The organism is Paenibacillus sp. VMFN-D1 (assembly GCF_003386155.1).
Classification (GTDB): Bacteria; Bacillota; Bacilli; order Paenibacillales; family Paenibacillaceae; genus Paenibacillus_AQ; species Paenibacillus_AQ favisporus.
The window spans coordinates 49,563-75,605 of the sequence record NZ_QRDU01000003.1 but is presented as its reverse complement, the minus strand read 5'-3'; the positions used below and the strand labels follow the sequence as shown (position 1 = coordinate 75,605).

At 56.6% G+C, this 26,043-nt stretch carries 21 protein-coding genes; 13 read left to right on the top strand and 8 right to left on the bottom strand.

The genetic code is table 11. From position 1 onward, the window contains the following. Positions 1-22: 22 nt before the first annotated feature. The 4 genes from C7820_RS21255 to C7820_RS21240 form a co-directional block, all read right to left on the bottom strand. Complete coding sequence (locus C7820_RS21255) at positions 23-997, bottom strand: ABC transporter ATP-binding protein (RefSeq protein ID WP_258875337.1); 975 nt, start codon at positions 995-997, stop codon at positions 23-25. Between the two features lie 282 nt (positions 998-1,279). After that, positions 1,280-2,050 (bottom strand): ABC transporter permease subunit, encoded by a 771-nt coding sequence (locus tag C7820_RS21250; RefSeq protein ID WP_116232747.1) that lies wholly within the window; start codon positions 2,048-2,050, stop codon positions 1,280-1,282. Then, positions 2,050-2,763 (bottom strand): ABC transporter ATP-binding protein, encoded by a 714-nt coding sequence (locus C7820_RS21245; RefSeq protein WP_116232746.1) that lies wholly within the window; start codon positions 2,761-2,763, stop codon positions 2,050-2,052. The genes C7820_RS21250 and C7820_RS21245 overlap by 1 nt, the downstream gene beginning before the upstream one ends. Further along, on the bottom strand, positions 2,760-3,167 hold the full coding sequence (locus C7820_RS21240; RefSeq protein WP_116232745.1) for a GntR family transcriptional regulator: 408 nt from the start codon (positions 3,165-3,167) through the stop codon (positions 2,760-2,762). The genes C7820_RS21245 and C7820_RS21240 overlap by 4 nt, the downstream gene beginning before the upstream one ends. A gap of 298 nt (positions 3,168-3,465) precedes the next feature. Between C7820_RS21240 and C7820_RS21235 the strand changes: the two genes are divergently transcribed. The 3 genes from C7820_RS21235 (at position 3,466) to C7820_RS21225 (ending at position 6,103) form a co-directional block, all read left to right on the top strand. Then, a complete protein-coding gene (locus C7820_RS21235) occupies positions 3,466-3,669 on the top strand; it encodes a CsbD family protein (protein WP_105445664.1) in 204 nt (67 codons plus the stop codon). 368 nt (positions 3,670-4,037) lie between these two features. Further along, a complete protein-coding gene (locus C7820_RS21230; RefSeq protein WP_116232744.1) occupies positions 4,038-5,543 on the top strand; it encodes a sensor histidine kinase in 1,506 nt (501 codons plus the stop codon). Positions 5,544-5,722: 179 nt separating this feature from the next. After that, the gene (locus tag C7820_RS21225; RefSeq protein WP_116232743.1) at positions 5,723-6,103 is read left to right on the top strand and encodes a RidA family protein; all 381 of its coding nucleotides are present in this window, start codon (positions 5,723-5,725) and stop codon (positions 6,101-6,103) included. Positions 6,104-6,320: 217 nt separating this feature from the next. On the opposite strand, the gene C7820_RS21220 is transcribed toward C7820_RS21225, so the two are convergent. After that, positions 6,321-7,082 carry a TspO/MBR family protein gene (locus C7820_RS21220; protein ID WP_116232742.1) on the bottom strand — a complete coding sequence of 254 codons (762 nt, stop codon included), beginning with the start codon at positions 7,080-7,082 and terminating at the stop codon, positions 6,321-6,323. Positions 7,083-7,243: 161 nt separating this feature from the next. On the opposite strand from C7820_RS21220, the gene C7820_RS21215 reads away from it, so the two are divergent. The 3 genes from C7820_RS21215 to C7820_RS21205 all read left to right on the top strand — a co-directional run bounded on the left by C7820_RS21215 (position 7,244) and on the right by C7820_RS21205 (position 10,363). Beyond that, positions 7,244-8,125 carry a carbohydrate ABC transporter permease gene (locus tag C7820_RS21215; RefSeq protein ID WP_116232741.1) on the top strand — a complete coding sequence of 294 codons (882 nt, stop codon included), beginning with the start codon at positions 7,244-7,246 and terminating at the stop codon, positions 8,123-8,125. A 116-nt stretch (positions 8,126-8,241) separates the two neighbouring features. Continuing rightward, entirely contained in the window at positions 8,242-9,027 is a 786-nt protein-coding gene (locus C7820_RS21210) for a carbohydrate ABC transporter permease (RefSeq protein ID WP_258875369.1), read from the top strand. Between the two features lie 58 nt (positions 9,028-9,085). After that, on the top strand, positions 9,086-10,363 hold the full coding sequence (locus C7820_RS21205) for an ABC transporter substrate-binding protein (protein ID WP_116232740.1): 1,278 nt from the start codon (positions 9,086-9,088) through the stop codon (positions 10,361-10,363). A gap of 12 nt (positions 10,364-10,375) precedes the next feature. Here the strand turns inward: C7820_RS21205 and C7820_RS21200 are convergent, their stop codons facing one another. Together C7820_RS21200 and C7820_RS21195 are read right to left on the bottom strand one after the other, a co-directional pair. Then, positions 10,376-12,004, bottom strand: a complete 1,629-nt coding sequence (locus tag C7820_RS21200) for a response regulator (protein WP_116232739.1) — start codon at positions 12,002-12,004, stop codon at positions 10,376-10,378. 5 nt (positions 12,005-12,009) lie between these two features. Then, positions 12,010-13,890, bottom strand: a complete 1,881-nt coding sequence (locus C7820_RS21195) for a cache domain-containing sensor histidine kinase (RefSeq protein WP_116232738.1) — start codon at positions 13,888-13,890, stop codon at positions 12,010-12,012. Positions 13,891-14,030: 140 nt separating this feature from the next. On the opposite strand from C7820_RS21195, the gene C7820_RS21190 reads away from it, so the two are divergent. The 7 genes from C7820_RS21190 (at position 14,031) to C7820_RS21160 (ending at position 25,002) form a co-directional block, all read left to right on the top strand. Beyond that, the gene (locus C7820_RS21190; protein ID WP_076172854.1) at positions 14,031-14,912 is read left to right on the top strand and encodes a carbohydrate ABC transporter permease; all 882 of its coding nucleotides are present in this window, start codon (positions 14,031-14,033) and stop codon (positions 14,910-14,912) included. Beyond that, entirely contained in the window at positions 14,912-15,748 is an 837-nt protein-coding gene (locus C7820_RS21185) for a carbohydrate ABC transporter permease (protein ID WP_076172855.1), read from the top strand. The genes C7820_RS21190 and C7820_RS21185 overlap by 1 nt, the downstream gene beginning before the upstream one ends. A gap of 172 nt (positions 15,749-15,920) precedes the next feature. Continuing rightward, positions 15,921-17,207 (top strand): ABC transporter substrate-binding protein, encoded by a 1,287-nt coding sequence (locus tag C7820_RS21180; RefSeq protein WP_116232737.1) that lies wholly within the window; start codon positions 15,921-15,923, stop codon positions 17,205-17,207. 87 nt (positions 17,208-17,294) lie between these two features. Next, complete coding sequence (locus C7820_RS21175; RefSeq protein WP_116232736.1) at positions 17,295-19,745, top strand: glycoside hydrolase family 31 protein; 2,451 nt, start codon at positions 17,295-17,297, stop codon at positions 19,743-19,745. A 373-nt stretch (positions 19,746-20,118) separates the two neighbouring features. After that, positions 20,119-23,211: a DEAD/DEAH box helicase gene (locus C7820_RS21170; protein ID WP_116232735.1), complete on the top strand. Its 3,093-nt coding sequence runs from the start codon at positions 20,119-20,121 to the stop codon at positions 23,209-23,211. A gap of 169 nt (positions 23,212-23,380) precedes the next feature. Beyond that, positions 23,381-24,163 (top strand): hypothetical protein, encoded by a 783-nt coding sequence (locus tag C7820_RS21165; protein ID WP_116232734.1) that lies wholly within the window; start codon positions 23,381-23,383, stop codon positions 24,161-24,163. Next, positions 24,160-25,002: a M15 family metallopeptidase gene (locus tag C7820_RS21160; protein WP_116232733.1), complete on the top strand. Its 843-nt coding sequence runs from the start codon at positions 24,160-24,162 to the stop codon at positions 25,000-25,002. The genes C7820_RS21165 and C7820_RS21160 overlap by 4 nt, the downstream gene beginning before the upstream one ends. Positions 25,003-25,131: 129 nt before the next feature. Here C7820_RS21160 and C7820_RS21155 read toward each other — a convergent pair whose 3' ends face one another. Then, positions 25,132-25,872 (bottom strand): GTP pyrophosphokinase, encoded by a 741-nt coding sequence (locus C7820_RS21155; protein WP_076172861.1) that lies wholly within the window; start codon positions 25,870-25,872, stop codon positions 25,132-25,134. Between the last annotated feature and the right edge of the window lie 171 nt (positions 25,873-26,043).

The window sequence follows — 26,043 nt, the reverse complement described above, 5'->3', positions numbered from 1 at the left end:
AAGAGGGAAGCTTGTGAAAGAATTAATCCCGGAGCGCGGTACCGGTTACCCGCAGGAATACGTTCTCCAGCGAGGGACGGACGATTTCCAGCTGCTTCACGTCCCAGCTGTGCTGGGATGCGAGGCGAAGCAGACGCTGCATCACGCCGTGCAGATTTTCCGTTTCCAGCACGTATCCGGAGCCTTCCTTGCGGACCGCGGTTACATCCGGGTCTTCCGGCAGGTGATGGGCTCCTGCAATTTCTACGTAAATGGCCTTCTGTCCGTAATTCTCCAGCAGTTCCCCGAGCGGGCCCATCGCCTTGATCGTGCCCTGATCCATAATGGCCACTTCATCGCACAGCGCTTCGACTTCCTCCATGTAGTGGGTGGAGTAGATGATTGTCACGCCTTCGCGATTCAGGTCGCGGATCATTTCGAAGATGTGGTTCCGCGACTGCGGATCGATCCCAACCGTCGGCTCGTCGAGAATCAGCAGCTTGGGACGGTGGAGGAGCGCGGCGGCGATGTTAATCCGGCGCTTCATGCCTCCCGAGAACGTGCCGACTTCCTCTTTGGCCCGGTCCAGCAGACCGGTCTGGCTCAGCACCTCATGGATGCGCTGCTTCAGCATTTTGCCCCGGACGCCGTAAGCCTCACCGAAAAACTCCAGATTGTCGTAAGCGGACAGCTTATCGTACAGCGTAATTTCCTGCGGGACGTAGCCGATATATTTCGATACGGCGTCCGGATTTTTGGTCGCCTCCTTGCCGAGCAGCCGGACGGAGCCGCTGTCGGCCTGGACAATGCCGGTCAAAATTTTCATCGTGGTGGACTTTCCCGCGCCGTTCGGTCCGAGGAAGCCAAACGAAGTGCCGGCTTTCAGAGAGAAGCTCACGTCCTGAAGCGCCTGTTTCTTCGGATAGGATTTGCGGAGCTGGGAAACCTCTAGCATATAACCGTTGTTATAAGAAGTTTGATTAGATTCGGCGTTGTTGCGAGTCGTCGTTTGGATCATAGGGACAACCTCCTAAAAGTTTTGTGAAGCATAACCTCAAAGCAAAATCGTCGCAGCAAAACTGGCATCGGAAGCATAAGCTTAAGTTTTGTGATGCATAACCTCAAAGCAAAGTCGTCGCAGCAAAACTTGCGTCGGAAGCATCAGCTTAAGTTTTGTGAAGCAGCATGATTGCAAAATGAGGGCCGCCGGCAGTACCGGCTCGCGCGGATGAACGAACGGCTTCCGGCGGCCACGTTGAATATCCCGTTAAGTTTATAGAAGAAAAGCGTGTTGAATTTGCTACAGATCCAGCTTTTTATCCATGACGTATGTCACCGCCCGGATCAGGCCATAGGCTACCGCCCAGCTGCCGATGATGATTGCCGGAAGCTCCCATGGAAAGGGGAAGAACGTCGCCGGTCCTGCGGTTTCCAGCCGGCCTTCCGGCAGCAAATACTCGTTCATGTTGGAGTATACGATGCTGAAGCCTCCCATAAATAAAATCCAGAACAGCGGCGTCAGCGGCTTGGCGGTGCTGTACATGACGCTAATGGTCAGCATGCCTGCGGCTATGATGAATGGGGTCAGGCCGGCGACGACGGTCAGCCAGTTAATGCCCGTAATCATAAAGGAGACGGCCATGTCGTAGGTGTAATGATCGATGGTCGAGGTCAGAATAAGCACGTACGCCGATAAGGCGATATATATGGCGATCATTGCGATCCATACCTTCAGGCAGTTACCGAGCCATTTGGCGGCAATAAGGCGGAATCTCGGGATCGGGAGCGTCAGCCACCAGCCGTACGTATCGTTGGACCATTCTCTTTTTACAGCGCCGTATCCCAGGAAGAAGATCCAGTAAGGGAACGCCAGCGTCATATACCAGAAGCTGCTCAGTTCCAGGTCGTTGCGTGCCGCCAGATAAGTGGTGACGATGACCACCGCTGCGGCAACAATCAGGATATAAGCGACACACCAGCTTCTGGATAAGCGGACGCGGTTCAGTTTTCTCCAGCTGCCCCGCACCATAAACTCATGCTGGACAAGGTCCATAAACGTGCCTGATGACATCAACGCTGCCACTCCTTTGCGTACATTTTACGGAATACATCGCGAAGTGAACCGTATTCCGCCCTCAAGCTTTCGGTGTCGCCGGACCAGATCGCCTGACCCTGCTTCATCATGACCGTGTAATCGAACAGCCCTTCAACCTCCTGAATATCATGGGTGCTGATCAGGACGGACTGCCCGCTGTCCTCGAGGTAGTCGATGATGCCGGCCACAATCGCCTCCCGTGACATCACGTCGATGCCGGTAAAAGGCTCGTCGAGAATAATGAGGGACACTTCCCGGGCAAGGCAAAGAATCAGCATAACGCGGGCTTCCTGGCCCTTGCTCATTCCGCCGATTCTTGCATCCAGCTCAACATCCATATAATCCGCCAGGCGGATGGCCTGTTCCATCGAGAAGCGAGGCAGGAAGGACTCTCCCCATTCGAACGCCTGCCGCACCGTATGGTTCGGATACCAGCGGGCCCGGTCGGGGAGGTAGGCGATGTGGCGGTTGGTATCCCAACCGGGCTTCGAGCCGAGCACTTCCACGGTGCCCCGGTCTGGCCGGACGAGGCCGGTAAGCATCCGGAATAACGTGGATTTGCCGCAGCCATTCGGGCCCAGAATACCGGTGATCCGCCCTTCGGGAACGGTGATGTTCAGCCCGTTTAGCGCCTGCTTCTTCCCATAGGCCTTGCTTACTTGTTCGCATCGCAGTATCGGTGCTGTCATCGCGTTGTTCCTCCTTCCTCCGCGTCGTATTTTTGTTCAATATAGGACTGGATATCGTTCCAGGTTAGTCCGAGTCTTTCCATTTGATCCATAAAGCTGTCGATATATTTGGCCGCGAGCGCCGTTCGGAACGACCGGACATGCTCCGGGGAAGAGGTGACGAAGGTTCCTTGACCCCGCCGTTTCTCGGTAAGTCCGTCCCGTTCAAGCTCCTGGTAAGCCCGCATGACGGTGTTCGGGTTCACCCGAAGCTCTTGAGCCAGCTCGCGCACAGAAGGCATCTTGTCTCCCAATCCAATCTCTCCTTTGGCAATGGCGCTGCGCACCTGATCCAGAATTTGTTCATATAAAGGTTGGCTGAAGTCGATGTGGAACCGCAGCGGGCCAACCTGTTGGTCTTCCATGGCCTTCCCTCCTAAAAGCTCTGCTGGTCTGGAAGCACAGCTTTCCTTATCGGCATAAGAGCAAACGTTCAGGTCACTTATGTGATTTAAGTGTATTATATCACTTAATACACCTAATGCAATAGGCGATCGAAATTTCGGTTAAAATCTTTTTCGCACCGGTTCATGGCTATGAAGACTGGGGCAGCATTGCTGGTGCTCGATGGATTCAGCTCGCGTTCCTGCGGGTAATAAAGAACTACAGGCGGAGCGGATAGTTCCGCCGACCAACAACTTATACCGAGAGGAGCTGATCCTCATGGATCATAACGTATTCAAGGGAAAATGGAATCAACTGAAAGGCGAAGCCAAAAAGCAGTGGGGCGAGCTGACGGATGACGATTTGGATAAAATCGACGGCGAAAAGGACAAGCTGATCGGCAAGCTTCAGGAGCGCTATGGCCATACCAAGGACGCCGCGGAAAAAGAGTACCATGACTGGACGCGTTCGCGTCAGTTGTAGGACCCTTCGTCCTGCGGCCGGCATGTGGAAATATCAAAAGGCGCAGCGAATCTCCGGCAACCGGGGAGCGCTGCGCTTCTTTCGGGTGTTCATCTACATTACCCAAGTACGACCTGACCTCACCTGGATGACTTCAAGCACGCTATCCGCCATAGACTTACCTCAAAGGTCTGACCGGTTTACCCACAAGAAGGTTCCCCATTTACCCGGTATGGGCCGCAAAATCAGCAAGAATCCCCCAGCTTCGGCGGGCTGTCGCGGTAATCGCGGCTTAGCCCGGCATCGTTTTATATATAAATTCTGGATATATGGATCTGCCATGATATGATATGAGAGCACGGCTAATATCCATCTTCAGGAGTGAGTACATGGATTTTTGCAAAATATTTCTTGGTAACACAGCCCTGCTCATAGCGGCTGCCTACTTGGCCAATCTGGTCTACAAATATGGACTTGCCCGTGCCCCTAAACATGTGAAATACACCTGCTCGGTGCTGCTGATCATCTTTTGCGGGTGGCTGAGCATGGTTTTCGGATACAAGCTTAGCGAAAATGTGATTTTCGATCTCCGGATCATCCCACTCATCATTGCGACGGTTGCTTACGCTGAGCCGGTGACGCTGGTCATTATCGGCATCGGCATCGGATTCGCGCGCCTTACGTTCGGCGTTAACGAGGCCTCGGTCGCCGGTTTGTTCAATCTGTGCATTTTGGGTGCTGCGGCGGCACTGCTCAATATTTGGATGAGACGCAAGGGGTTCAGTCTTGTGACCCGCGGCTTCCTTGCCATTCTGGTGTTGAACGTACTGAATTGTATCGATATTGCATTTTTAGGGGTTATTCCTGCCGCTCATTATTTTGAAACGATCATGCCGGCCACGCTTCCGCTCACTCTCTTGCTGAGTTTGATCTTTTCTTTGATCCTCCGCGATTTTCAGCTTGAAGCAGCCCGCACCATCCAGCTCAAACAAAGCAACGTGCTGCTGTCGGCCCAGGCCGAAGAGCTGCATCAGGCCAAGCGCGTGCTGGAGGAACGGGCCAAAGAGCTGGCGAGGTCCTCGCGCTACAAAACGGAGTTTCTGGCGAACATGTCCCATGAGCTGCGCACTCCCTTGAACAGCATCATCAATTTTGCCGAGCTGATCAGCGACAACGACGACAGCCGTACCAAGGAGGAAATGGCCGAGTATGGTGAAATTATCCACCAGTCGGGCCATGAGCTGCTACGCATCATCAACGACATTCTGGACTTGTCGAAGGTGGAGGCCGGCCGGCTGGAAATCATGCATGAAGAGATGAATATCAGCGAAATTCCGCAGCTGCTGCAAATGCATTTTGAACTGGTCGCTCAAAAAGAAAACGTCGGCTTCTCCATCAAACTGGACCCCTCGCTTCCGGAAACGTTCCGGACCGATCCGAGCCGGGTGCAGCAGATTTTAAAAAATTTGCTGTCTAATGCATTCAAGTTTACCCATCAGGGAAAGGTGAGCCTCGTCATCCGTGCGGAGCATAATCCGGAGGGAAAGCTTGCGGGCTCATGGATCGTGTTCGACGTTCAAGATACCGGTATCGGCATTTCGCCGCCGCAGCAGCGGCGGATCTTTGAAGCGTTTGCCCAGGCGGACGGCTCTATCAGCCGGAAATACGGCGGGACGGGCCTCGGGCTCTCAATCAGCCGGGACCTGGCACACCTGCTGGGTGGGTTTATCCGCCTGGAGAGCAAAGTGGGGAGGGGCAGCTGTTTTTCGCTCTATTTGCCGCTGGCCAACGAAGCGGAGGAATGTGCCACCCTGGAAATCACCCCATCCGTCGGCGGAGTGGAGCAGAAGGCGCTGCTTCCGGGACGCACCGGAACGGTTCCGGGCCTGGAATAACCGTCCTTCCGCTGCTCATATACGCTGAGCGGTCCTTGGAGCCAGGCTGGAGAAGGCGGGTGAAGGGTGGCTTGCAACCGCGGCAGCCGCACGCCTGGAGCAGCGCGGTGCCGTATTGCAACTTGGCCTACCTCTGTTTACAATGAGAAGGATAGTACGAAGACGAAAGGGTGACTTCCATGAGTAAAAAGGTGATTTCGACCGAGTCCGCGCCAGGAGCGATCGGACCTTACAGCCAGGCCGTTCAGGTCGGCGACTTTATTTTCACATCGGGACAATTGGGGCTCGACCCGGCGACCGGTGAGTTCGGCAGCGGCGTTCAGGAGCAGGCCCGCCTGGCTCTGAACAACGTGAAGGCGATTCTTGAAGCGGCAGGGAGCAGCCTGGATCAAGTGGTCAAGACGACCGTGTTCCTGAAAGACATGAACGATTTTGCCGCGGTCAACGAGATTTACAGCTCCTTCTTCGCCGAGCCTTACCCTGCACGCAGCGCCGTTGAGGTCGCACGCTTGCCGAAAGACGGCTTGGTGGAAATCGAGACGATTGCCGCCGTTAAATAGATCGGAAGCTACATATCCTATAGAAAGCCGGACTTTGCCCGGGGTGCCGCCCCGTCCGCAAAGCCCGGCTTTTTTGTGTTGTTTATATCTCGGGGCTCCCCGCAAAGTATCTGATATACGCCTGAGTAGAGTCCCCACTTTGTGGGGTGATTTTCGGGGCTCCCCGCAAAATACCGGATATACGCCGAAACTGTGGCCGTGCTTTGCGGGGTTACATTCAGTCCCGATCCCGGCTCCGGGCGAAGAAAAGATAGATCGCATAGACGAACAGAATGATCGCCAGAATGAGTGCGGCTATAAAGGCCCGCTCCACCTGATCCTGCTGCTCCAGGGCTATGGCGACATAGCCCCATACGAAGACCAGCGGATAGATGCTGTCCCGGTACGGGTAGCTGACCAGAATGGCGACCAGTGCACCGGCGAGCAGGAAAACCACGGCCCACACCAGCTCGCTCAATCCGAAGCCGTTCCAACCGTTCTTTTTCAGCACGATCGCGATATTAAGAATGACGGCTACGCTAAGCCAGCCGAAATACAGGCTGAAAGGAAGCTTGATCAGCCACATCTCTCCGGATGTCGGATAATAGATGCTGCGCGTCCGCCGATAGATGACAAACAGCGAGAGCAGCAGCAGTACCATGGCGACGAGCGACAGCTCGATATATTCATACTGCCACAAGAGCAGCCACGCGATGTTCAGTACGCAGGAAATGATAAACCACGGACCGATGGACCGGACCGAATCCCGGGTTTCGGTGACCCGTCCGCTTTGATAGAGAAGAAAGCCAAGCAGCAGTACATAAATTAAGGACCAGATGGTAAAGGCATACCCTTCGGGCGTGATCATGGTTGGGTACTGGCCCGATATTTCCCCTGTCGTTTTTCCCCCGAGCACAGCAGTATTGGCCAGCGCGTTGACCACCATCGCGGCGACGAACGCGAGCCAGTTCCACCATTTATACGGATTGCTTCTAAGCATCGTACCAGCCTCCTGAAGTGATGTCTACGGCTTGCCGCAAAGCGGCCTTTCCCCTACCAATATACCCGAATTTGTCCCAAAAAGAACAAAATGATGCAGATTCAATCCTTGTCGATATAGGTAATTAAATGAAAAACCATGAAAGTGTAAGGAGTGAGGGCATGAACTCGAAAAAATCGTCTCAGCTGCTGCAGCAGCTCATTTTTGTCGGACCGTCGGCCCTGTGCTTCCTCGTCATTGTTGTCGTTCCCTTTCTTTTAGGACTGTATTATTCGTTTACCGACTGGAACGGGGTGTCGAGGCATGCGGGCTGGGTCGGCTTCCGCAATTATATCCACATTTTCACGGAAGACCCGGCGTTTCTGAATTCGTTCTGGTTTACCGTCAAATTTACCGTACTTGGAGTCATCCTAACCAATGTGCTCGGTTTTATTCTCGCCTATGTGCTGACGCGGTCGCTGCTGACGCGAAATGCGCTGCGGACCGTATTTTTTGTCCCTCATGTTATCGGGGGTCTGCTGCTCGGATTTATCTGGCAGTTCATCTTCGTGAAAGGGTTTTCTTCTGTCGGTGCGGCCACCGGGCTCTCCTTCTTCAAACTGCCATGGCTAGGCACCGAGGCGACGGCCTTCTGGGCGGTTGTCATCGTCTTTGTCTGGCAGAACGCAGGCTATTTGATGGTCATCTACATTTCCTCGCTGAACAATGTGCCGAAAAGCCTTATTGAGGCCGCTCAAATTGACGGTGCATCCAGGGGACAGGTTCTCCGGAAGATCACCGTTCCGCTGGTCATGCCGGCTGTGACGGTCTGTCTGTTCCTCGCCATTTCCTGGTCGTTCAAGCTCTTTGACCTGAATCTGTCGCTCACCAAGGGCGGTCCGTTCAAGTCAACCGAATCCGTCGCGCTGAACATTTACAATGAGGCGTTTAACATCAGCCGCTTCGGCATGGGTTCGGCGAAGGCGATCATCTTCTTTATCGTCGTGGCCCTGATTTCGATCCTTCAAGTGCGCGCCACGAAGCGTAAGGAGGTGGAAGTATGATGCACACAAGCACCAATACAGGCACCAACACAGGCACAAACCGAGGTCCAAGCCCAAGAGCCGGCGCAAGCACAAGCCGCGGGTATCGCGCCAAACGGCTGATTGTTGAACTGCTGATGATTCTGCTGGCCCTGGTGTTCCTGGTGCCGTTCTACTTTCTGCTCGTCAACTCGGTCAAGTCCTTCGGCGATATTCTGACCAACTCCGCGGGCTGGCCGCATGCCTTTCTATGGAACAACTATGCACAGGCGTGGAAAATTACCGCCTTCCCGAAAGTGTTCGGCAATTCCCTGCTGATCGCGGTCATCAGCAACGTGCTGCTTGCCTTGATCAGCTCGATGGCGGCGTACCGGATGGTGCGCAGGGACACGGTGTTCAACCGGCTGCTGTTCGCCGGATTTGTCGCCGCGATGGTCATTCCGTTCCAATCGATCATGATCCCGCTCGTTAAGGTCGTCAGCACGCTCGGCCTCATGGACACGAGAACCGGGCTGATCATCTGCTACCTCGGATTTGGCGCGCCGCTGTCCGTATTTCTGTTCCACGGCTTCGTCAAATCGGTGCCGCGGGAGATCGAGGAGGCGGGCCGCGTTGACGGCTGCTCCACGTACGGTATCTTCTTCCGCATCGTCCTGCCGCTCATGCAGCCGATCATCGTCACCGTCATCATCCTGAACGCGCTGTGGATCTGGAACGATTACCTGATGCCGTCGCTCATTCTGCAGAGCCCGTCGCGGCAGACGATCCCGATTGCGACCTATGCGTTCTTCGGCCAGTTTACGAAGCAGTGGGATCTGGCCCTGCCCGCGCTGGTGCTCGGCATTACGCCGATCGTCATCTTCTTCCTTGCCATGCAGAAGTACATTATCGAAGGCATCGCCCAGGGATCGGTGAAGGGGTGAACCCAGCCTCAGTCCGTCCCGGCAGCTCAAGTATATTCCATAAAGGAGGTTATGCGGCTTGAAGAAAAAGGCCTATGCCGTTGGAGTCCGCCTTGGCGTGCTGCTGGCCTCGTTCGCCCTGCTGGTCGGATGCGGCAGCGGAAGTGGCAGTGGCAGTGGCGGGGTCAAGACCATTCATATTTTTCAGTTCAAGGTGGAAATTGCGGATGCATTAAATAAACTAAAAGCGGAGTATGAACAGTCCCATCCGGGGATCAAGCTGGATATACAGACCGTCGGCGGGGGCAGCGACTACGGCGCCTCGCTCCGGTCCAAATTTGCAGCTTCGAAAGAGCCGGACATTTTCAATATCGGCGGTTATGCCGAAATGGACATGTGGCAGGAATATTTGGAAGACTTGTCTGATCAGCCTTGGGTCAAGGATGTGAAGGACATCGCCAAAGAGCCGATGACCAAGGACGGCAAGCTGTACGGGCAGCCGATGAACCTGGAAGGGTACGGCTTCATTTATAACAAGGATTTGTTCAAGAACGCGGGCATCACACAGCGTCCGACCACGCTCAGCGAGCTTGAGGAAGCGTGCAAGAAGCTGAAGGCCGCCGGAATTACCCCGTTTGCCAACGGGTATCAGGAAAATTTCGTGCTCGGCAACCATAACATCAACGTGGCTTTTGCCGACCAGAAGGACCCTGGCGCTTTTATCCAGCATCTGAATGACAAGACGGAAACGTTCGCGGACAACGAAGTCGTGAAGCAGTGGTCGAACCTGTTCGACCTGACGCTGAAATATGGCAATCCAGGTCCGCTTACGACGGACTACAACACCCAGGTCACGATGTTCGCCAGCGGGGAAGCCGCCATGATGCAGCAGGGGAACTGGACCCAGGTGCAGATTGACGGCATTAATCCGAAGCTGAACCTGGGCATCCTGCCGATGCCGATCAATGACGATCCGCAGCTGGGGGACAAGCTGTACGTCGGTGTGCCGAACAACTGGGTCATCTATAAGGATTCACCGGTCAAGGAGGAGGCCAAGGAGTTTCTGAACTGGCTGGTGACCTCCGATACCGGGAAGAAGTACATTACGAAGGAGTTCAAATTTATTCCGGCCTTCAAGTCCATTAAAGGTACGGACGAAGACCTGGGACAGCTGGGCATGGAAGTGCAGAAATACACCGACGAAGGCAAGACGCTGACCTGGAACTGGTTCCGGTTCCCGTTCGGCATGCAGCCCGAATTCGCCGCGGCCATGCAGGGATACATCGGCGGCAAAATCACGAAGCAGGAGATGTTCGAGCAGTTCCAGCAGAACTGGGACAACTTGAGCGTCCGCTAATGACCGCCGGGCTCAGTGCGTCTGAGCCGCGAGGTCCTTCCGGAACTCGTTGGGCGTGCGGCCTTCCTGCTTCTTGAACACCTTGCTGAAATATTTTTCGTCCTGATAACCGACCATTTCGGCAATCTGGGAGATGCGCAGCTGCGGATTGTGCAGAAGCAGCTTGGCCTTCTCAATCCGGATCCGGGCGAGAAAGTCGGAAAGGTTCACATGGAACTCCTGCTTGAAGCGTCTGGAGATGTATTCCCGGCTGAGAAAAAAGCGTGCAGCCATTTCCTGCAGGGAAATATCCTCGGCATAATGGCTTTCCAGGTATGCGGCGATGTCGTGGATGATATGGTTCTCCCGCGAGTGCTTCTGTGTCAAAATGCGGCTGGCTGCGGTCAGCCGCCCTTCGTATTGGGAAGTCCACAGGTCATAGGACAGCCGCCCATGCTTGTCGAGCGGAAGGGAGCGGGGCAGCTCCAGCAAGGCGTCCTTGTCGGGACTTGGCGCCGCTGCTTCGGCGCCCTGATCCATCCATTGCTTCAGCATCCAGTCCCACTCTGCGTTCCACTGCACCAGCTGCTCGGGCGTCACCCGATCGAGCTGCCGGACGGCCTGCATCCAGCCGTCCACGGCGGCGCTGATCTGCTCGCGGCTGCCGCTGAGCGCTGCCAGGCGGAACTGCTCCTCATGCGCGATCAGGCGCAGGGGCCGCGGAGCTGCCGGGCCGGCGGCGCTCAGCGTATGCAGCCAGGCGGCGGGGTCCTGCAAGCTGCGCTGCCAGAGCGCCCGGTGCGCCTCCTGATAGGAGCGGACGAGGCCCTCCGGGAACGGCTGGAAGGACCCGGCGCCGATATGCACGCTGCGGTGCAGGGTGGCGTCGATGCCGCGGTGGATGTCCTCCAGCAGGGAGGACATAGGCATGGAGTCATCCCATAGGAGCAGCACGATTTCTTCGGGGTTCGCCAGATGATGGAAGGCGAACCCTTTTCGTTTGGCCGACAGCAGCTCGTTGCCGATGTTCGTCAGCGTAAAATAGAGCAGCTGCTTCATGCGGGCAAACTTCTCCAGCAGCTCGTCGTCCAGCTGCGCCGTGCTGATGACCGCCGCGGCGCAGCGGTCGATTTGCTCCGGCAGGCCGTATTCCTCCCGCAGCTGCTGAAGAATCTCCTCCCGGCGCCCGTGCCCGCCGATCAGGTCGGACAGCAGCTTGTCGGCATAATGCGGCCGCATCCGGTTCATCTCGATGCTCTGGCGGCTGCTCTGCCGCCGCTTCAGCTCCTCCTCCCGGCAGGCGGCCGCGGCTTTGGCGAGCGCCTCGTTCAAGGCGGCGGGGTCCACCGGCTTCAGGATATAGTCCATCCCGCCGTGGCGGATGGCATGGCGGACCAGATCGAAATCGTCATAACCGCTGATGACGATCGTCTTGATCCCGGAATGGCTCCCGCTCAGCCATTCCATCAGCTGCGTGCCGTCCATGCGCGGCATGCGCATATCCGTCATCACGATCTGAGGAGCGTGCTCCTCGATCATCTCCGTCGCTGACTTCCCGTCGGCCGCTTCCAGAATGTCCGTAATGCCATGGCGCTCCCATTCCCCGAGCAGCTTGATAGCCTCCCGGACATGCTTCTCATCGTCTACAATTAACACTTTCATGGCTGTCAATTCTCCTCTGTATGAACTTCCCCCGGCCCGGCCCCTGTGCGGGCTTCAGCCGTTTTATTTTCTCCGGTGTGCATATCTTGCATATCTTGCATATCTTCTGTATCGATTTCCAAGGAAATGCGGACTCCATACGGCTCAAGGTTTTCGATCCGCATGCTGACGTCATGCGGCGTATACAGCTGCAGACGAAGCAGGACGTTGCGCAAGCCGATTTCTCCGTTATCGCCTGTCCATTCATCCTCCAATTCGCCGTTTCCTCGGCCAGCCAGCTGTTCCTGCAGCGTGGCCAGCTTCTCCGGCTCGATCCGGCTGCCGTTATTTTCAATCCGGATTTGCAGCACGCCGTCTTCCCGCATATGGCTTTCGATGCGAACCATGCCCTGGCGGCCTTCGTGATCCATACCGTGCTTGAAGTAATTTTCGATCAGCGGCTGAAGAATCATTTTCGGCATGGACACATCCAGCGTATCCGGCGCCAGGTCCAGCGTATAGACGAGCTGGTCCCCGAAGCGTTCCTTCTGCAGCTCCAGATAGAGCCGGACGTGATCGGCCTCGTCCCTCAGCGTCACCAGCACATCGTTGTTGCGCATGCTGTAGCGCATAATTTTGGCAAGGGAAGAGAGCAGGGCATAAATCCGCGGAACGTTATTTTGCAGCGCCAGCGTTCCGATCGACTGCAGGGTGTTGTACAGAAAATGGGGATTGATCTGGGCCTGCAGCGCTTTGAGCTGATTGGTCTTGTTCGCCAGCTCCAGCCGGTATTCCCGCAGGATCAGGTTGTTGATCGTATCCATCATCTGCCTGAAGCGGGTGAACATGATGCCCGTCTCGTCCTGCCGGTTCCAGGAAATGTCGACGTCGAGCTGGCCGGATTGAATCCGGTTCATGTAACTGGTCAACTTCTTGATCGGCTGGGTGATCCGGATCGAAATGAACAGCGTGCCAAAGATGATGATTCCCAGAGCGATAACCGCAATGGCGGCATTGATCTGGGTCAGCTGTCGCGCGCGCTCATACAGCGTGCTGTTCGGAATTCGTTTAATAATCGTCCATTCGGTATAAGGCGTCTGCATCTTCTCGAATACGTTCATGGCCCCGCCGCTTTCGAAAAAGCCCTCGGTCTGCGTTCCCTTGATCCGCGTCAGCAGCTCCTTGTCCGTGATCTGGGTGCCGAGCTGGCTGTCCCGCCCGGAATAGACGACGGTACCGCCCTGGTCGACGACCAGCAGCTGCTCCTTGTCCTTGTTGAACAGCTGCTCGGTAATATCCGCCACCGAATCCAGGCTGACGTCGATCGCCAGCAGGGCCAGCACCTTCTCCGACGGCACATTGGTGATGGACCGGTGGAAGGTGAAGACCATTTTGTCCGAGTAGGAGGTCGGCGACGGGGGAAAACCATAGTCATGGCTTTTATGGGTCGGCTCGATCGCCGTCGTATACTTTTCATACCCTTGGGTCGATATGTAGGGCTCGGTCCGGTACTCCCGCTTCGGGAAAATCGCAGGGGTGACCAAGGTGGACTGTCCGGACTGGGTGGCGTGCAGATAAATCCGCTCGATGCCGTGCACCGTATTGACGATATTTTGCAAGGACGTGTACACCTCGGCCACCGCCCGGTAATCGTCCGGGATTTTCCGCAGGTTGCGCAGGAAATTGGCGTCCGTGTACAGGGTGAGCGAAGCCTGGTTGATGCTGTTCAGATAGTTGGTCAAATTGACCTTGCCCTGGTAGATCAGGTTCCGGTTTTCTTCGAGCGCCTGCTCTTTGATCGTCTCCTTGGTATGGATGTATGTGATCGTAATGGAAAGCAGCAGCGGGACGGTCGTTGCCAGCAGCATAAACAGAATCAGCCGCGAACGGATGCTGCGGAATTTCATGGAAACACCACGCTTTCGGGGTGTGTGAGGTATGTCATATCAATATTTTCCCCCTAACGGTTCACGATCCTCCGTGTTATTGAAGAACCGCTTCCCTCATACTGAAATAGTCATATACGAATCGTAAAGGGGAGATCAGGATGAATCGCCAAAAGTCATCCGGGCTGCTCCAGCAGCTGATATTCGTGGGGCCATCCACGATTTTTTTTCTCATCATCATTGTCGTTCCGTTCCTGCTGGGCTTATATTATTCCTTTACCGACTGGAACGGGGTATCCGGCGACGTCACCTGGGTCGGATTCGACAATTTCAAACAAATCATAACCAATGATCCCGATTTTGGGAAGGCTTTCTGGTTTACGGTAAGGTTCACGGTCATCGGCATTATTGTAACCAATGTGCTCGGATTTTTCCTTGCCTATTTCCTGACCAAGCCATTGAAGTCGCGCAATGTGCTGCGGACGATTTTCTTTATGCCGAACGTGATCGGCGGGCTGCTGCTAGGATTTATTTGGCAGTTTATCTTTGTAAAGGGTTTCTCGGCGCTCGGCAGCGCTACCGGCTGGCACTTCTTCAACCTGCCTTGGCTGGGGGACGAAACGACCGCCTTCTGGGGCATCGTTATCGTGTTCGTCTGGCAAACTGCGGGCTACCTGATGGTCATTTACATTTCTTCGATTAATAATATCCCTAAAGATATTCTGGAAGCGGCCGAAATCGACGGGGCCAGCAAGCTGCAAATTCTGAAATCGGTCATCGTGCCGCTGGTGATGCCTGCCGTTACGGTCTGTCTGTTCCTTGCCATTTCCTGGTCGTTCAAGATGTTTGACCTGAACCTGTCGCTGACGAAGGGCGGACCGTTCCGCTCGACGGAATCGGTGGCGCTCAACATTTATAATGAAGCATTCCAGAACAACCGTTACGGGCTTGGAACCGCCAAAGCGATCATCTTCTTCGTCGTGGTTGCCATCATTACCAGCCTTCAGGTTAAAATCACGAAAAGCAAGGAGGTCGAATCGTAATGGAAGCATCCAAACAATACCGCTGGGGGACGCTCGTCACCGAAATCATTATGGTGCTGGTTGCGCTGCTCTTCCTGGTTCCGTTCTACTTTCTGTTCGTTAACTCGGTGAAAACGTTTGGCGACCTGCTGACGAACTCCGCCAGCTGGCCGAAAACCTTTGAGTGGCACAATTACAGCCGGGCATGGGACATTACCAACTTCCCGTCGGCGCTGTGGAACTCGCTGGTCATTACCGTGGTCAGCAACGTGCTGCTGGCGCTGTTCAGCGCCATGGCTTCGTACCGGATGGTGCGTCACAATACGCGGTTCAACCGCTTTCTGTTTATGATTTTCGTGGCTGCAATGGTCATCCCGTTCCAATCCATCATGATTCCGCTTGTCAAAGTCACCAGTACGCTGGGCTTGATGAACAGCATTCCGGGATTGATCGCCTGTTACCTCGGCTTCGGGGTGCCGATGACGGTATTCCTGTTCCACGGTTTCGTCAAATCGATTCCGCTGGAAATCGAGGAAGCCGCCACGGTGGACGGAACGAATATTTACGGCACGTTCTTCCGGATCGTCGTTCCGCTGATGAAGCCAATGTTCGTTACCGTTATCATTCTGAACACGCTCTGGATCTGGAACGATTACCTGCTGCCGTCGCTGGTGCTGCAAAGCCCGGACCTGCGGACGATTCCGATCGCGACCTTCGCCTTCTTCGGACAGTTCACAAAGCAGTGGGATCTGGCCCTGCCGGCGCTCGTCTTGGGCATTCTGCCGGTCATCGTCTTTTTCCTGGCTATGCAAAAATATATCGTCGAAGGCATTACGCAGGGAGCGGTGAAAGGCTGAATCCTTCAGCTGCGAACAACAGGTCAATCCCGTCCCCCTGTTTGATCAATATCGTAAGTGCCGGGGGGACAGGCCGTTCCCTATAATGAGGGAGTAAGCGATTTCAACGAGAGAACATTTTAATGAAGCATTCCGCTTGATACGCAAGAACAAAAAGGGAGGATTCTTGATCATGAAAAAACGGACCAAAATGGCGCTGGCTTCCGTGCTGGCACTTTCCGTAGTACTGGCCGGCTGCGGCTCCAAAACAGATAAAAGCGCCGAAGGCGCGAGCGGCGGCAGCGGCGGCACCAAGACGATTCACATTTTCCAATTCAAGGTGGAGATTGCCGAGGCGCTCAACAAGCTGAAAGCCGACTATGAAGCCAGCCATCCTGGTGTGAAGCTTGACATTCAGACGGTAGGCGGCGGTTCGGATTACGGTGCGGCGCTGAAGGCGAAATTCGCATCGGGCGAGGAGCCGGATATTTTCAACGTAGGCGGTTATACCGATCTGGATACGTGGCAGGCCAAGCTGGAAGACCTGTCGGGTGAAAAATGGGTCGGCGATATGGTGGATGTCGCCAAGGACCAAATCTCCAAGGACGGCAAAGTGTATGGCATGCCGATGAACCTTGAAGGCTACGGCTTTGTCTACAATAAAGACTTGTTCAAAAAGGCGGGCATTACCGATATTCCGAAGACGTTAACCGAGCTTGAGGCAGCTGCCAAAAAGCTTCAAGACGCGGGCATCACCCCGTTCGTCAACGGATACCAGGAAGGCTGGATTCTCGGCCAGCACTCGCTGAACGTGGCTTTTGCCCATCAGAAGGATCCGGGCGCTTACATTGAGGGCCTCAACAACGGAACGGCCAAGTTTGCCGGCAACGAGCAAATGGACCAGTTCATGAATCTGTTTGACCTGACGCTGAAATACAGCAACAAAAATCCGCTGACGACCGACTACAACACGGAAATGACGATGTTTGCGAACGGACAGGCAGCTATGACGCAGCAGGGCAACTGGACGCAGGTGCAGATCGACGGCATCACGCCGAACATGAATATCGGGATCCTGCCGATGCCGATCAACGACAACGCGGAGGAGAACGACAAGCTGCTCGTTGGCGTACCGAACAACTGGGTCATCAACAAAAACTCCAAGGTGAAGGATGACGCGAAGGAATTCCTGAACTGGCTCGTCACCTCCGACGAGGGCAAAAACTATATCACCAAGGAATTCAAGTTCATTCCGGCCTTCAAGAGCATTAACGCCACTGAAGAGGATCTGGGGGCGCTCGGCGCGGAAGTGTTGAAATACAGCAAAGAGAACAAGCTGCTGAGCTGGCAGTTCGCGAGATTCCCGGAAGGCGCCTGGAACGAATTTGGCGCAAGCATGCAGGGGTATATCGCCGGCAAGACCGACAAGGCCAAGCTGTTCGAGGACTTCCAAAAAACGTGGGATAATTTAAAAAAATAATAGCTTAAGCAGCATACGAATGACCTGGAGGCTTCCTTTTGAACCAATGAAAGGGAGCCTCTTCATCTTAGAGGAGGGAAGCAGGATATGGAGGGCAGCGAAGCAATCCGGCCGGATAAAGACGGACCTGTCATTGTGCAGGAGGCTTGGGAGAACCTGGGTATCTATACCGGCGTGGAAAAAAGAGAAGGAACCTACTGGGTACGAACGGAACGCGGGGGAGCGGCCGTGGAATTCGTCACGGACGACATGCTGCGCATTAAATATTTCCTCGGAAATGATCCGGAAATGTCGACTACGGTCGCTATCGATCCGGCCACTGCGGCAGGGGGCGAGGTCCAGGCACAGCTGGAGGAGACGGAAGGGGGCGTCCGGTTCCGCACGGCGTCGCTGGAAGTGACGCTGGACAAGCTGGGATTGTCCATGACCGTCAGGGACCTGGCAGGAACCGTGCTGGCCGAGCAGAAGAGCATCACCTTCAGCCCGGACGGATCGGCCTTCGGCGTGTACGACATGCCGCAGGATTCCCATTTCTACGGACTCGGGGAGAAATCGAGCTTTCTCGATAAACGCGGCGAGCGGTACACGAACTGGAACACCGACGTATACGCTCCGCATATGCCGGAAATCGAGGCGCTGTACGAGTCGATTCCGCTGCTGATTCATATGCACGGCGGCATCAGCTGTGGACTGTTCCTCGATAATCCGGGACGGTCGGATTTCGACATGCGCAGCCATGGGGTCGCCTTCACGGTCAGCTGCACGACAGGGAGCTACGACCTGTACTTCATCAACGGGCCGGAGCTGAAGGATGTCGTCAAGCGTTACACCGCTCTGACCGGGCGGATCAACCTGCCGCCGAAATGGGCGATCGGGTATCATCAGTCCCGTTACAGCTACATGAACCAGCAGGAGGTGCTGGAGCTCGGACGGACGTTCCGGGCGAAGCAGATTCCGTGCGACGTCATTTATTTGGACATTCATTATATGGACGAATACCGGGTGTTTACGTTCGATCCGGTGCGGTTTCCGGATCCGGCCGGCATGATCCGCGAGCTGCGGGAGATGGGGATTCGGATCGTGCCGATTGTGGATCCCGGCGTCAAGAAGGATGCGAAATACCCGATTTATCAGGAAGGGATCCGGGAGGACCATTTCTGCAGGAAGCTGGAGGGAGATTTGTTCTTCGGCGAGGTATGGCCGGGGACAAGCGCTTTCCCGGATTTCACCGACGACCGCACGGCGAAGTGGTGGGCGGATCAGCATGCCTTCTATACGGAACTCGGCATCGAAGGTATATGGAACGACATGAACGAGCCGGCGGTGTTCAACGAATCCAAGACGATGGATCTGGACGTGATGCACCGCAACAACGGCAAACCGCTGACGCATGAGGAACTGCACAACATCTACGGCCTGCTTATGTCCAAATCGACCTTTGAAGGGCTGAAAGAGCAGCTGGACCGCCGCCGTCCGTTTGTGCTGACCCGCGCCGGGTATGCGGGCATCCAGCGGTATGCGGCTGTCTGGACGGGAGACAACCGCAGCTTCTGGGAGCATATGGCCATGGCCATGCCGATGGTGCTGAACATGGGGCTCTCCGGCCTGGCGTTCGCGGGTCCAGACATCGGCGGCTTCGCCCATCATACCTCCGCGGAGCTTCTGATCCGCTGGACGCAGATGGGCGTCTTCTTCCCGTACTGCCGGAACCACTCGGCGCTCGAAACGGTGCGGCAGGAGCCGTGGTCGTTCGGGGAAGAGGCCGAAGCTATCCTGCGGGAGTACATCGGCCTGCGATACCGCTGGATGCCGCAATTGTACAACCTGTTCCATGAGGCGGCCGTGACCGGGCTGCCGGTCATTCGCCCGCTCATTCTGGAGTATCCGCACGATCCGAACGTAACGAATCTGTGCGATCAATTCCTGCTCGGCGACAACGTGCTGATCGCGCCGGTCTATCGCCCGGACACCGACCATCGAGCTGTCTACTTGCCTGAAGGGACTTGGCTGGACTACTGGACGGGCGAAGCGCATGAAGGCGGGAGGTATATCCTGGCCCACAGCCCGCTGTCCGTTATGCCGATCTACGTGAAGACGGGCAGCGTGATTGCGGAAGGTCCGCTGAAGCAGCATGCGGAAGACGGAGCGGATGATGCGGTGACGTTCCATGTATACGGCGCGGAAGCGGAAGGTGACTATGCGGCTTCTTACCGCCTGTATGAAGATGACGGGGTGAGCTACGGCTACGAAGTTGGAGCTTACAGTGAGCTGGAGCTGAAGGTGCGGGCCGAGCAAGGCCGGCTTGTCCTGTCGTATGCGTACCCGCATCGGCAGTATGAAGCGAATCGCGAACGCCTCCGCTTTGTGCTGCGCCGGCCGAAGATCCGCCCGGCTGAAGTTGAAGGGCTCGGGCAGGTGACGCTTGAGCAAATGGAGCAGGGGGCGCTCGGGTGGGCCGTCGATGGCCAGAGCGGCGACCTGATCATTCAGGTCCAGGATCGGCCCGAAGGCGGACAGTGGGCGGTAATCTCCGCCTGATCAGCCAATATACAGATCTATGGTGGATTCAAGCCGGAACCGGTTCAGGGAGATTCATGCTCCCGGGACGGTTTCCGGCTTTTTTAGTTTTTTTGATAATGAAAATTTAATTTTTCGAGAGTCTGATTCCTGGTATTGCCAGAAAAACGGTGTTAAATGCGGTCAGGCTTCGTTGAATGCTCGTCAATGAGATGCTTTTACTCTGATACTGCATGATCAGGTCCGGCAGAGGGCAGGCGGCCGCATGGTGGGCAAAAAGCGTAAAAAAATAGTGAAAAATGCCTAAAAAAGACCCGGATCTCGTTTTTAAATTCATGCGTTTTCGTATAAGATGGAAGTATATGTGTAATTACGGATACGACAGGAGACTACCATGAATCAACCGCTTTATGGCGTATGGCTTGGCGATGTGTTTTTTTGTTTTTCAGGAGAGATGTCCGAACCGAGAGTGGATGCATGGAGCAAAGTGGTCAAGCAGCTGACGCTGACGGACGGGACGCGCCCTTTTGCCCAGGCTGCGCTCAGGCTGGCCGAGCTCAAGTACCCGTCCGCGCATGCGGTTCAGCGTACGAGCCGCCGTGGGGAACGGCGCCAGCTTATGGGCAGAACGCTGGAGGGACTTGCCCTGAGCGCCGCAGACGCCTTCAGCCTGCTTCTCGCATGGGATGAAGCTTATATCCGGCAGGCGGGAATGGAGCCCGGGGCGGAGATGGGGTACTGGGCCCAAGCGGCCCGGTTCGCCCTGGAGCTGATGCTGCGCGGCAGTATCGCGCCGGGTACGGCCCCTGTGCCGACAAACGGCACCCGCCGCAAATCGGGCGAGCAGGCGCTGACGGCGGAATGGAAGCCGAGCCTGAACCAGCCGCAGGACGCGGAGCGGTTCCTGCAGCTGGCGGCGGCGATGCCGCCTGTGGCGCTTGGAGTACCGGCGCTATCCGGCAGGGATGCGATGACCAAGGAGGAAGCGGGGGCATTTTTGCTGCACTCGTTTATGGGCGCCATGATCCATGCACAGGTACGGGAAGTGATCCGTGAGAACGAGAGCAAATTTTCCCGCTACCATGCCGATTACCGGAGAGGATATTCCCCGGTGGCGGAGCTGTGGTGGAACAGCGCCCTGACCGCCAGCCGGATGATCCCGGTTCAGGGGAGCACGGAAGAGATGGAGGAGCTGGCGTCCGCGGTTGGTGAGACGGGGGGGACCTCGATTCCGGCCGTGGAGAACGGGGATGCTGCGGCACAGGGCCGGATGCAGCTGGGACTGCGGCTCGAGCCCTGCCATACCGAGGAAGAGGAACGCTGGTGCGTCTCGTTCTGGGCTGAGTTTCAGGATGAGTTCGGGGCATGGATTCCCATCCGGGCTATCTGGTCGTATCGGGAACGGGATATCAGCCGCCGCGGTCGCGTCTTTCCGAATGTGCAGGAGCAAATGCTCCGTGCGCTCGGCGATGCGTCGAGGCTGTCCCCGGAACTGGCCGAAGCGCTGAGGGGCCCGGCTCCGGAGAGCCTCGAACTCACTACGGAGGAAATGATCGCCTTTGTCCGCCTCTCGGTTCCGAAGCTGACGAAAGCCGGCATCACAGTTCAGATGCCCTCCCGGTGGAGCCGGAAGGGGCGCCGCCGCGTGGGATTGTCGCTGAAGATGCTGGCGGAAAATGCAGGCGGAGGCGCGCCCGGCCATCCGGTCATCGGCCTGGAGCAGCTTGTCTCCTTCCGGGTGGAAGCCGCCCTTGAGGGCTATACCCTCACCCGGGAGGAATTGGCCGAGCTGGCCGAGTCGACCCTGCCGTACGTGAAATTCCGCGGGGAATGGATCGAGCTGGATCTGAAGGAAATCCGCCAGGTGCTGCGCTATATCAAGAAGCATGACGAAGGCGAAATGAATATGTCCGACTGGATGCATCTCAGTGCAGGAGAAGACGGTGAACGCACCTGGAAGGGCATTCCGGTGCTGGAGCTGGAGACGATGGGCTACCTGCAGTCCCTTCTTGGCGAGGAGGGGCCCAAGAAAGTGCCTGTCCGCCCGGTTCCCGCTTCGCTGCACGGCGTGCTCCGCCCATATCAGGAGCGGGGCTACCAATGGCTGGCGGCGATGCGGGACATGGGCTTCGGCGTCTGCCTGGCCGATGACATGGGTCTCGGGAAGACGGTGCAGGTGATCACCTGCCTGCTGGAGCAGCACAAGGAAGGCAATCCTCCCGTGCTGATCGTGTGCCCGACCTCGCTGCTCGGCAACTGGCAGCGCGAGATGCAGCGCTTCGCCCCCGGGCTCTCGCTGTACATTCATCACGGCAACCGCCGCCTTCACGGAGAGGAATTTTTGGAGCAGGCGCTTCGGCATGACGTCGTGCTGACAACCTACCATTTGGCCGGAAGGGACGGCTCCGACCTGGCCTCGGTGCTGTGGTCCACCGTCGTGCTGGACGAAGCGCAGTACATTAAGAACTACCGGACCAAGCAGGCGCAGAGCGTCATGAAGCTGTCGGCGCCTCACCGCATCGCGATGACCGGGACGCCGGTGGAGAACCGCCTCGGTGAGCTGTGGTCGATTTTCCAATTCCTCAATCCGGGTTATCTCGGTTCTTCCACGTCGTTCCGGCAGCGGTACACGACGGGAGAGGTCGCGCCAGGGAAGCTGCAGGAGCTGCATAAGCTTGTATCGCCCTTCATGATGAGACGCCTGAAGAGCGATCCCGACATCCGCAAGGATCTGCCGGAAAAGCTGGAAATCAAATCTTACTGCACGCTGACCGAAGTGCAGGGAGCGATGTACCAATCGGTCGTGGACCAGATGATGGGCCAGATCGGACAGCAGACGGGGATCGCCCGGAAAGGGCTGGTGCTGTCCTCGCTGACGAAGCTGAAGCAGATTTGCGACTCGCCGCTTCTGCTCGGCAGGGAAGACGTGCGGGGCGCCAAAGCCGAGTCTTCCGGGAAAATGGAGCGGCTCTTCGATCTGCTTGACAACATCCGGGAAAATCAGGAGTCAGCGCTCATCTTCACGCAATATGTGGCGATGGGACATCTTCTGGTGTCCAGGCTGAAGGAGCGTTACGGCAGGGCGCCGTTCTTCCTTCACGGCGGCGTGTCCAAACAGGAGCGCGACGACATGGTCATGGCCTTTCAGGAGGGCGAAGGCCCTTCCTTCTTCGTACTGTCGCTGAAGGCGGGGGGTGTCGGTCTGAATCTGACCCGGGCCAATCATGTGCTGCACTACGACCGGTGGTGGAATCCGGCGGTGGAGAATCAGGCGACGGACCGGGTATTCCGGATCGGACAGCAGAAAAACGTGCAGGTTCACAAGCTGATCTGTCAGGGGACGCTCGAGGAGCGGATCGACGAGCTGATCGAGCATAAAAAGTCGCTCTCCGAGCAGGTCGTCGGTTCGGGAGAAACGTGGCTGACCGAGATGTCGGATCACGAGCTGAAGGAATTGATCATGCTGCAAGGGGAAGACTGGATGTAGGATGTAGGCTTGGCTTGGGACCTTCTAAGTCTTCTAAGCCAAACTAAAGCTGTACTTTGATCTCGCTTCTGATGGAAATGAAATGAAGTAGGTTCTGCAAGGGTATCCTATGGTTCAGCGCAGCACTGCAGTTGGCTGATTCAAGTCTTCTCAAAGGAGGGAACAACGGATGAAGGCACAAGGTAAAGACCGAACGGAGCTGATCGTGGAGGCGGAACCCGGATTGATCCGGGCCCAAGGGACAACCGCAGAAGGCCGTGAGGAATGGACCCTCGGCATTCCGGTGACGGTAGACGGAGCTGTGCCCGCAGGCACCATCGTGGAGAGGCTGGCCGATTGCCCCGCCGACCTTTATTTACTGCTTCAGGAAAGCCGGCTGCCTTGGCTGGATGAGCTGCTGGGGCAAACCGCCCTGACCTGGGGCGAGGCGGTCTGCAGCTGCGGCGCAGACGGATGCCCCCATGCTTCGGAGTCGATGCCGGCCATCCGACAGCGCTTGGCGGATGATCCGCTTCTTATGCTGGCACTGCTGGGGCTTCCCCGCGAGGAGCTGCTCGGCCGGGTCTTCGGCGACTGGGCTGATTCCCTGCCGCCGGGGAATGCCAAGCTGGCCGACAGCGACCTGTCTTCCCTGGAGGAGAAGGGCAAAGGCGGCCCGTCTCCCGGCGAATGGCTGGCAGAAGCGGCGCAGCAGGGCATGCTGCATGAACCGGGAGCGCCGTACCGGGAGGTGGCCGTCCATTTGAAGGCGGTGCCCGCCAAGGATATGCCGGAGGAGGATTGGTCGGGCCTCCTGCCCAAGGTGACGGCAGCCCGGCAGGTAATCCGCTCGATCAAGACGCAGACGGCGGCGAGAGCCAAAGAGCAGCTGAAGAGGGTACCACCGGCTGCCGCTGGGTTGGCCCCAGCCCCAGCCGCGGCCTCGGCTCCGGCTTCGGAGAAAAGAACATGACCGGGCCATCCCGCGCCGGAAGCCGGGGCGCCTGCCTTCTGGCGGCGCTGATCCTCTCGGCGTCCGTCGTGCTCAGCGGCTGCGAGCGGTCGGAGGGGGCAGGACGGGAGAGCGGACAAGCCCTGCACGCCCCCGGAGATTCGGGTGCTGGAGGGCAGGCGGGCCTTGAGCGGGTCGCCGACCCCGTACTGGCCAAGCGCAGCGAAAATTCGCTGCAGGCTACGGCCCGAACCATGAACGGGAAGCAGGTGGTGACCAATCCGGATGCGGTCACCGTGGTAGTCAACAAGCAGCGCAGCCTTCCGGAAGGGTATGCCCCTCCCGACCTCGTGGAACCGGACGTGCCCTTTACGTTCGACGGGCACCATGAGAAACGGCAGCTGCGAAAGGAAGCCGCCGCTGCACTCGAAAGGCTGTTCGCCGGGGCGTCGCAGGCCGGCTTGGAGCTTCGGGCCGTCTCCGGCTACCGCTCGTATGAGCGCCAGCAGGCCGTTTACGGGCAGCATGTCCGCACTAAGGGGGCGGAGGAAGCCGCCCGCGTCAGCGCCGTCCCTGGGACGAGCGAGCATCAGACGGGCTTGACGATGGACGTTTCGAGCCCCAGCGTCGGCAACGTGCTGGGGGCGGTATTCGGCTCGTCCGAGGAAGGGCGCTGGCTTGCGGCGCATGCCGCGGAATACGGCTTTATCGTCCGGTATCCCGACGGAATGGAGAGCGTGACCGGCTACGTGTACGAGCCGTGGCACATCCGCTATATCGGAACGGACCTGGCACCGGACATCGCCCGGAGCGGGCTTGCGCTCGAGGACTATTTTGACGAAACGAACATGAAGCTGTAATGATGTTCCATCTAGATATACGCCAATAGGCCGTCCCCTAGTTAGGGGACGGCTTTGTTTCACTATTCAATCGTTATATAACTCGATCCATGGTCGCTGGTCTTTCGCAACCTCAAATTTCACCCGGTATCAGCTTTCTCCCTCGTGCATTTCATGCAGAGCTCCCTCGATCAAATCGCCGTTCTCCGCAAGAATCTCCTGGCGGAGCCGGAGCATCTGGTGATCCAGCTTGTCGGCGGCCAGGGAAGCTTCTTTCAGCTCAGCCACCACATGAGGCGGAACCTGCTTGTCATATTTGTAGAAAATAATATGCTCCATGCTCGCCCAGAAATCCATGGCCAAGGTCCGCATCTGGATTTCAACCTTCATCCAGCGGGTGCCTTCGATCAGAATCAGCGGCACGGCCACGATGACGTGCAGGCTCTGGTAGCCGTTCGGCTTCGGATGGGCGATATAATCCTTGACCTCGATCAGCCGGATGTCGTCGCGGTGGGTTAAATGGTCAAGCAGCCGGTAAATGTCCTGGACAAACGCGCAGACGATCCGCATGCCGGCGATATCGTGGATATGATTCAGGATATTATCCATCGTCAGCTCATATCCTTTGCGCTCCATTTTGTTCATGATGCTCTTGGGTTCCTTGATCCGGACCTTGATATGTTCGATGGGGCTGTAACCGTCCTGCAGCTTCAGTTCGGTCTTGATCAGCTTGATTTTGCTCTGAAGCTCTTCCAGGGCCAGTTTGTACAGCATCGGAAGCTTCTTCCACTCTTCAAATTGACGGAGCAGGTTGTTATCTATATCGAGCTGATGGAGGTCTTTCAACGTTACGGGACTTACGACGAGCTGTTGATTCTGCTGTTCGTTCATGCCAATCTCCTACCTATCTGCAAATTGGGGTGCTGTATAGAATGAATGAAAGAAATGGCTGCTGTAGTTCATTCTATTTATGTAATCATTTTACCTGAAAATAGGAGGGTGAAGCAAAGCAAGACGGCAGTGCAGCAATCCTGTAAAGGCCGCAAAAGCCCCTGCCATCCG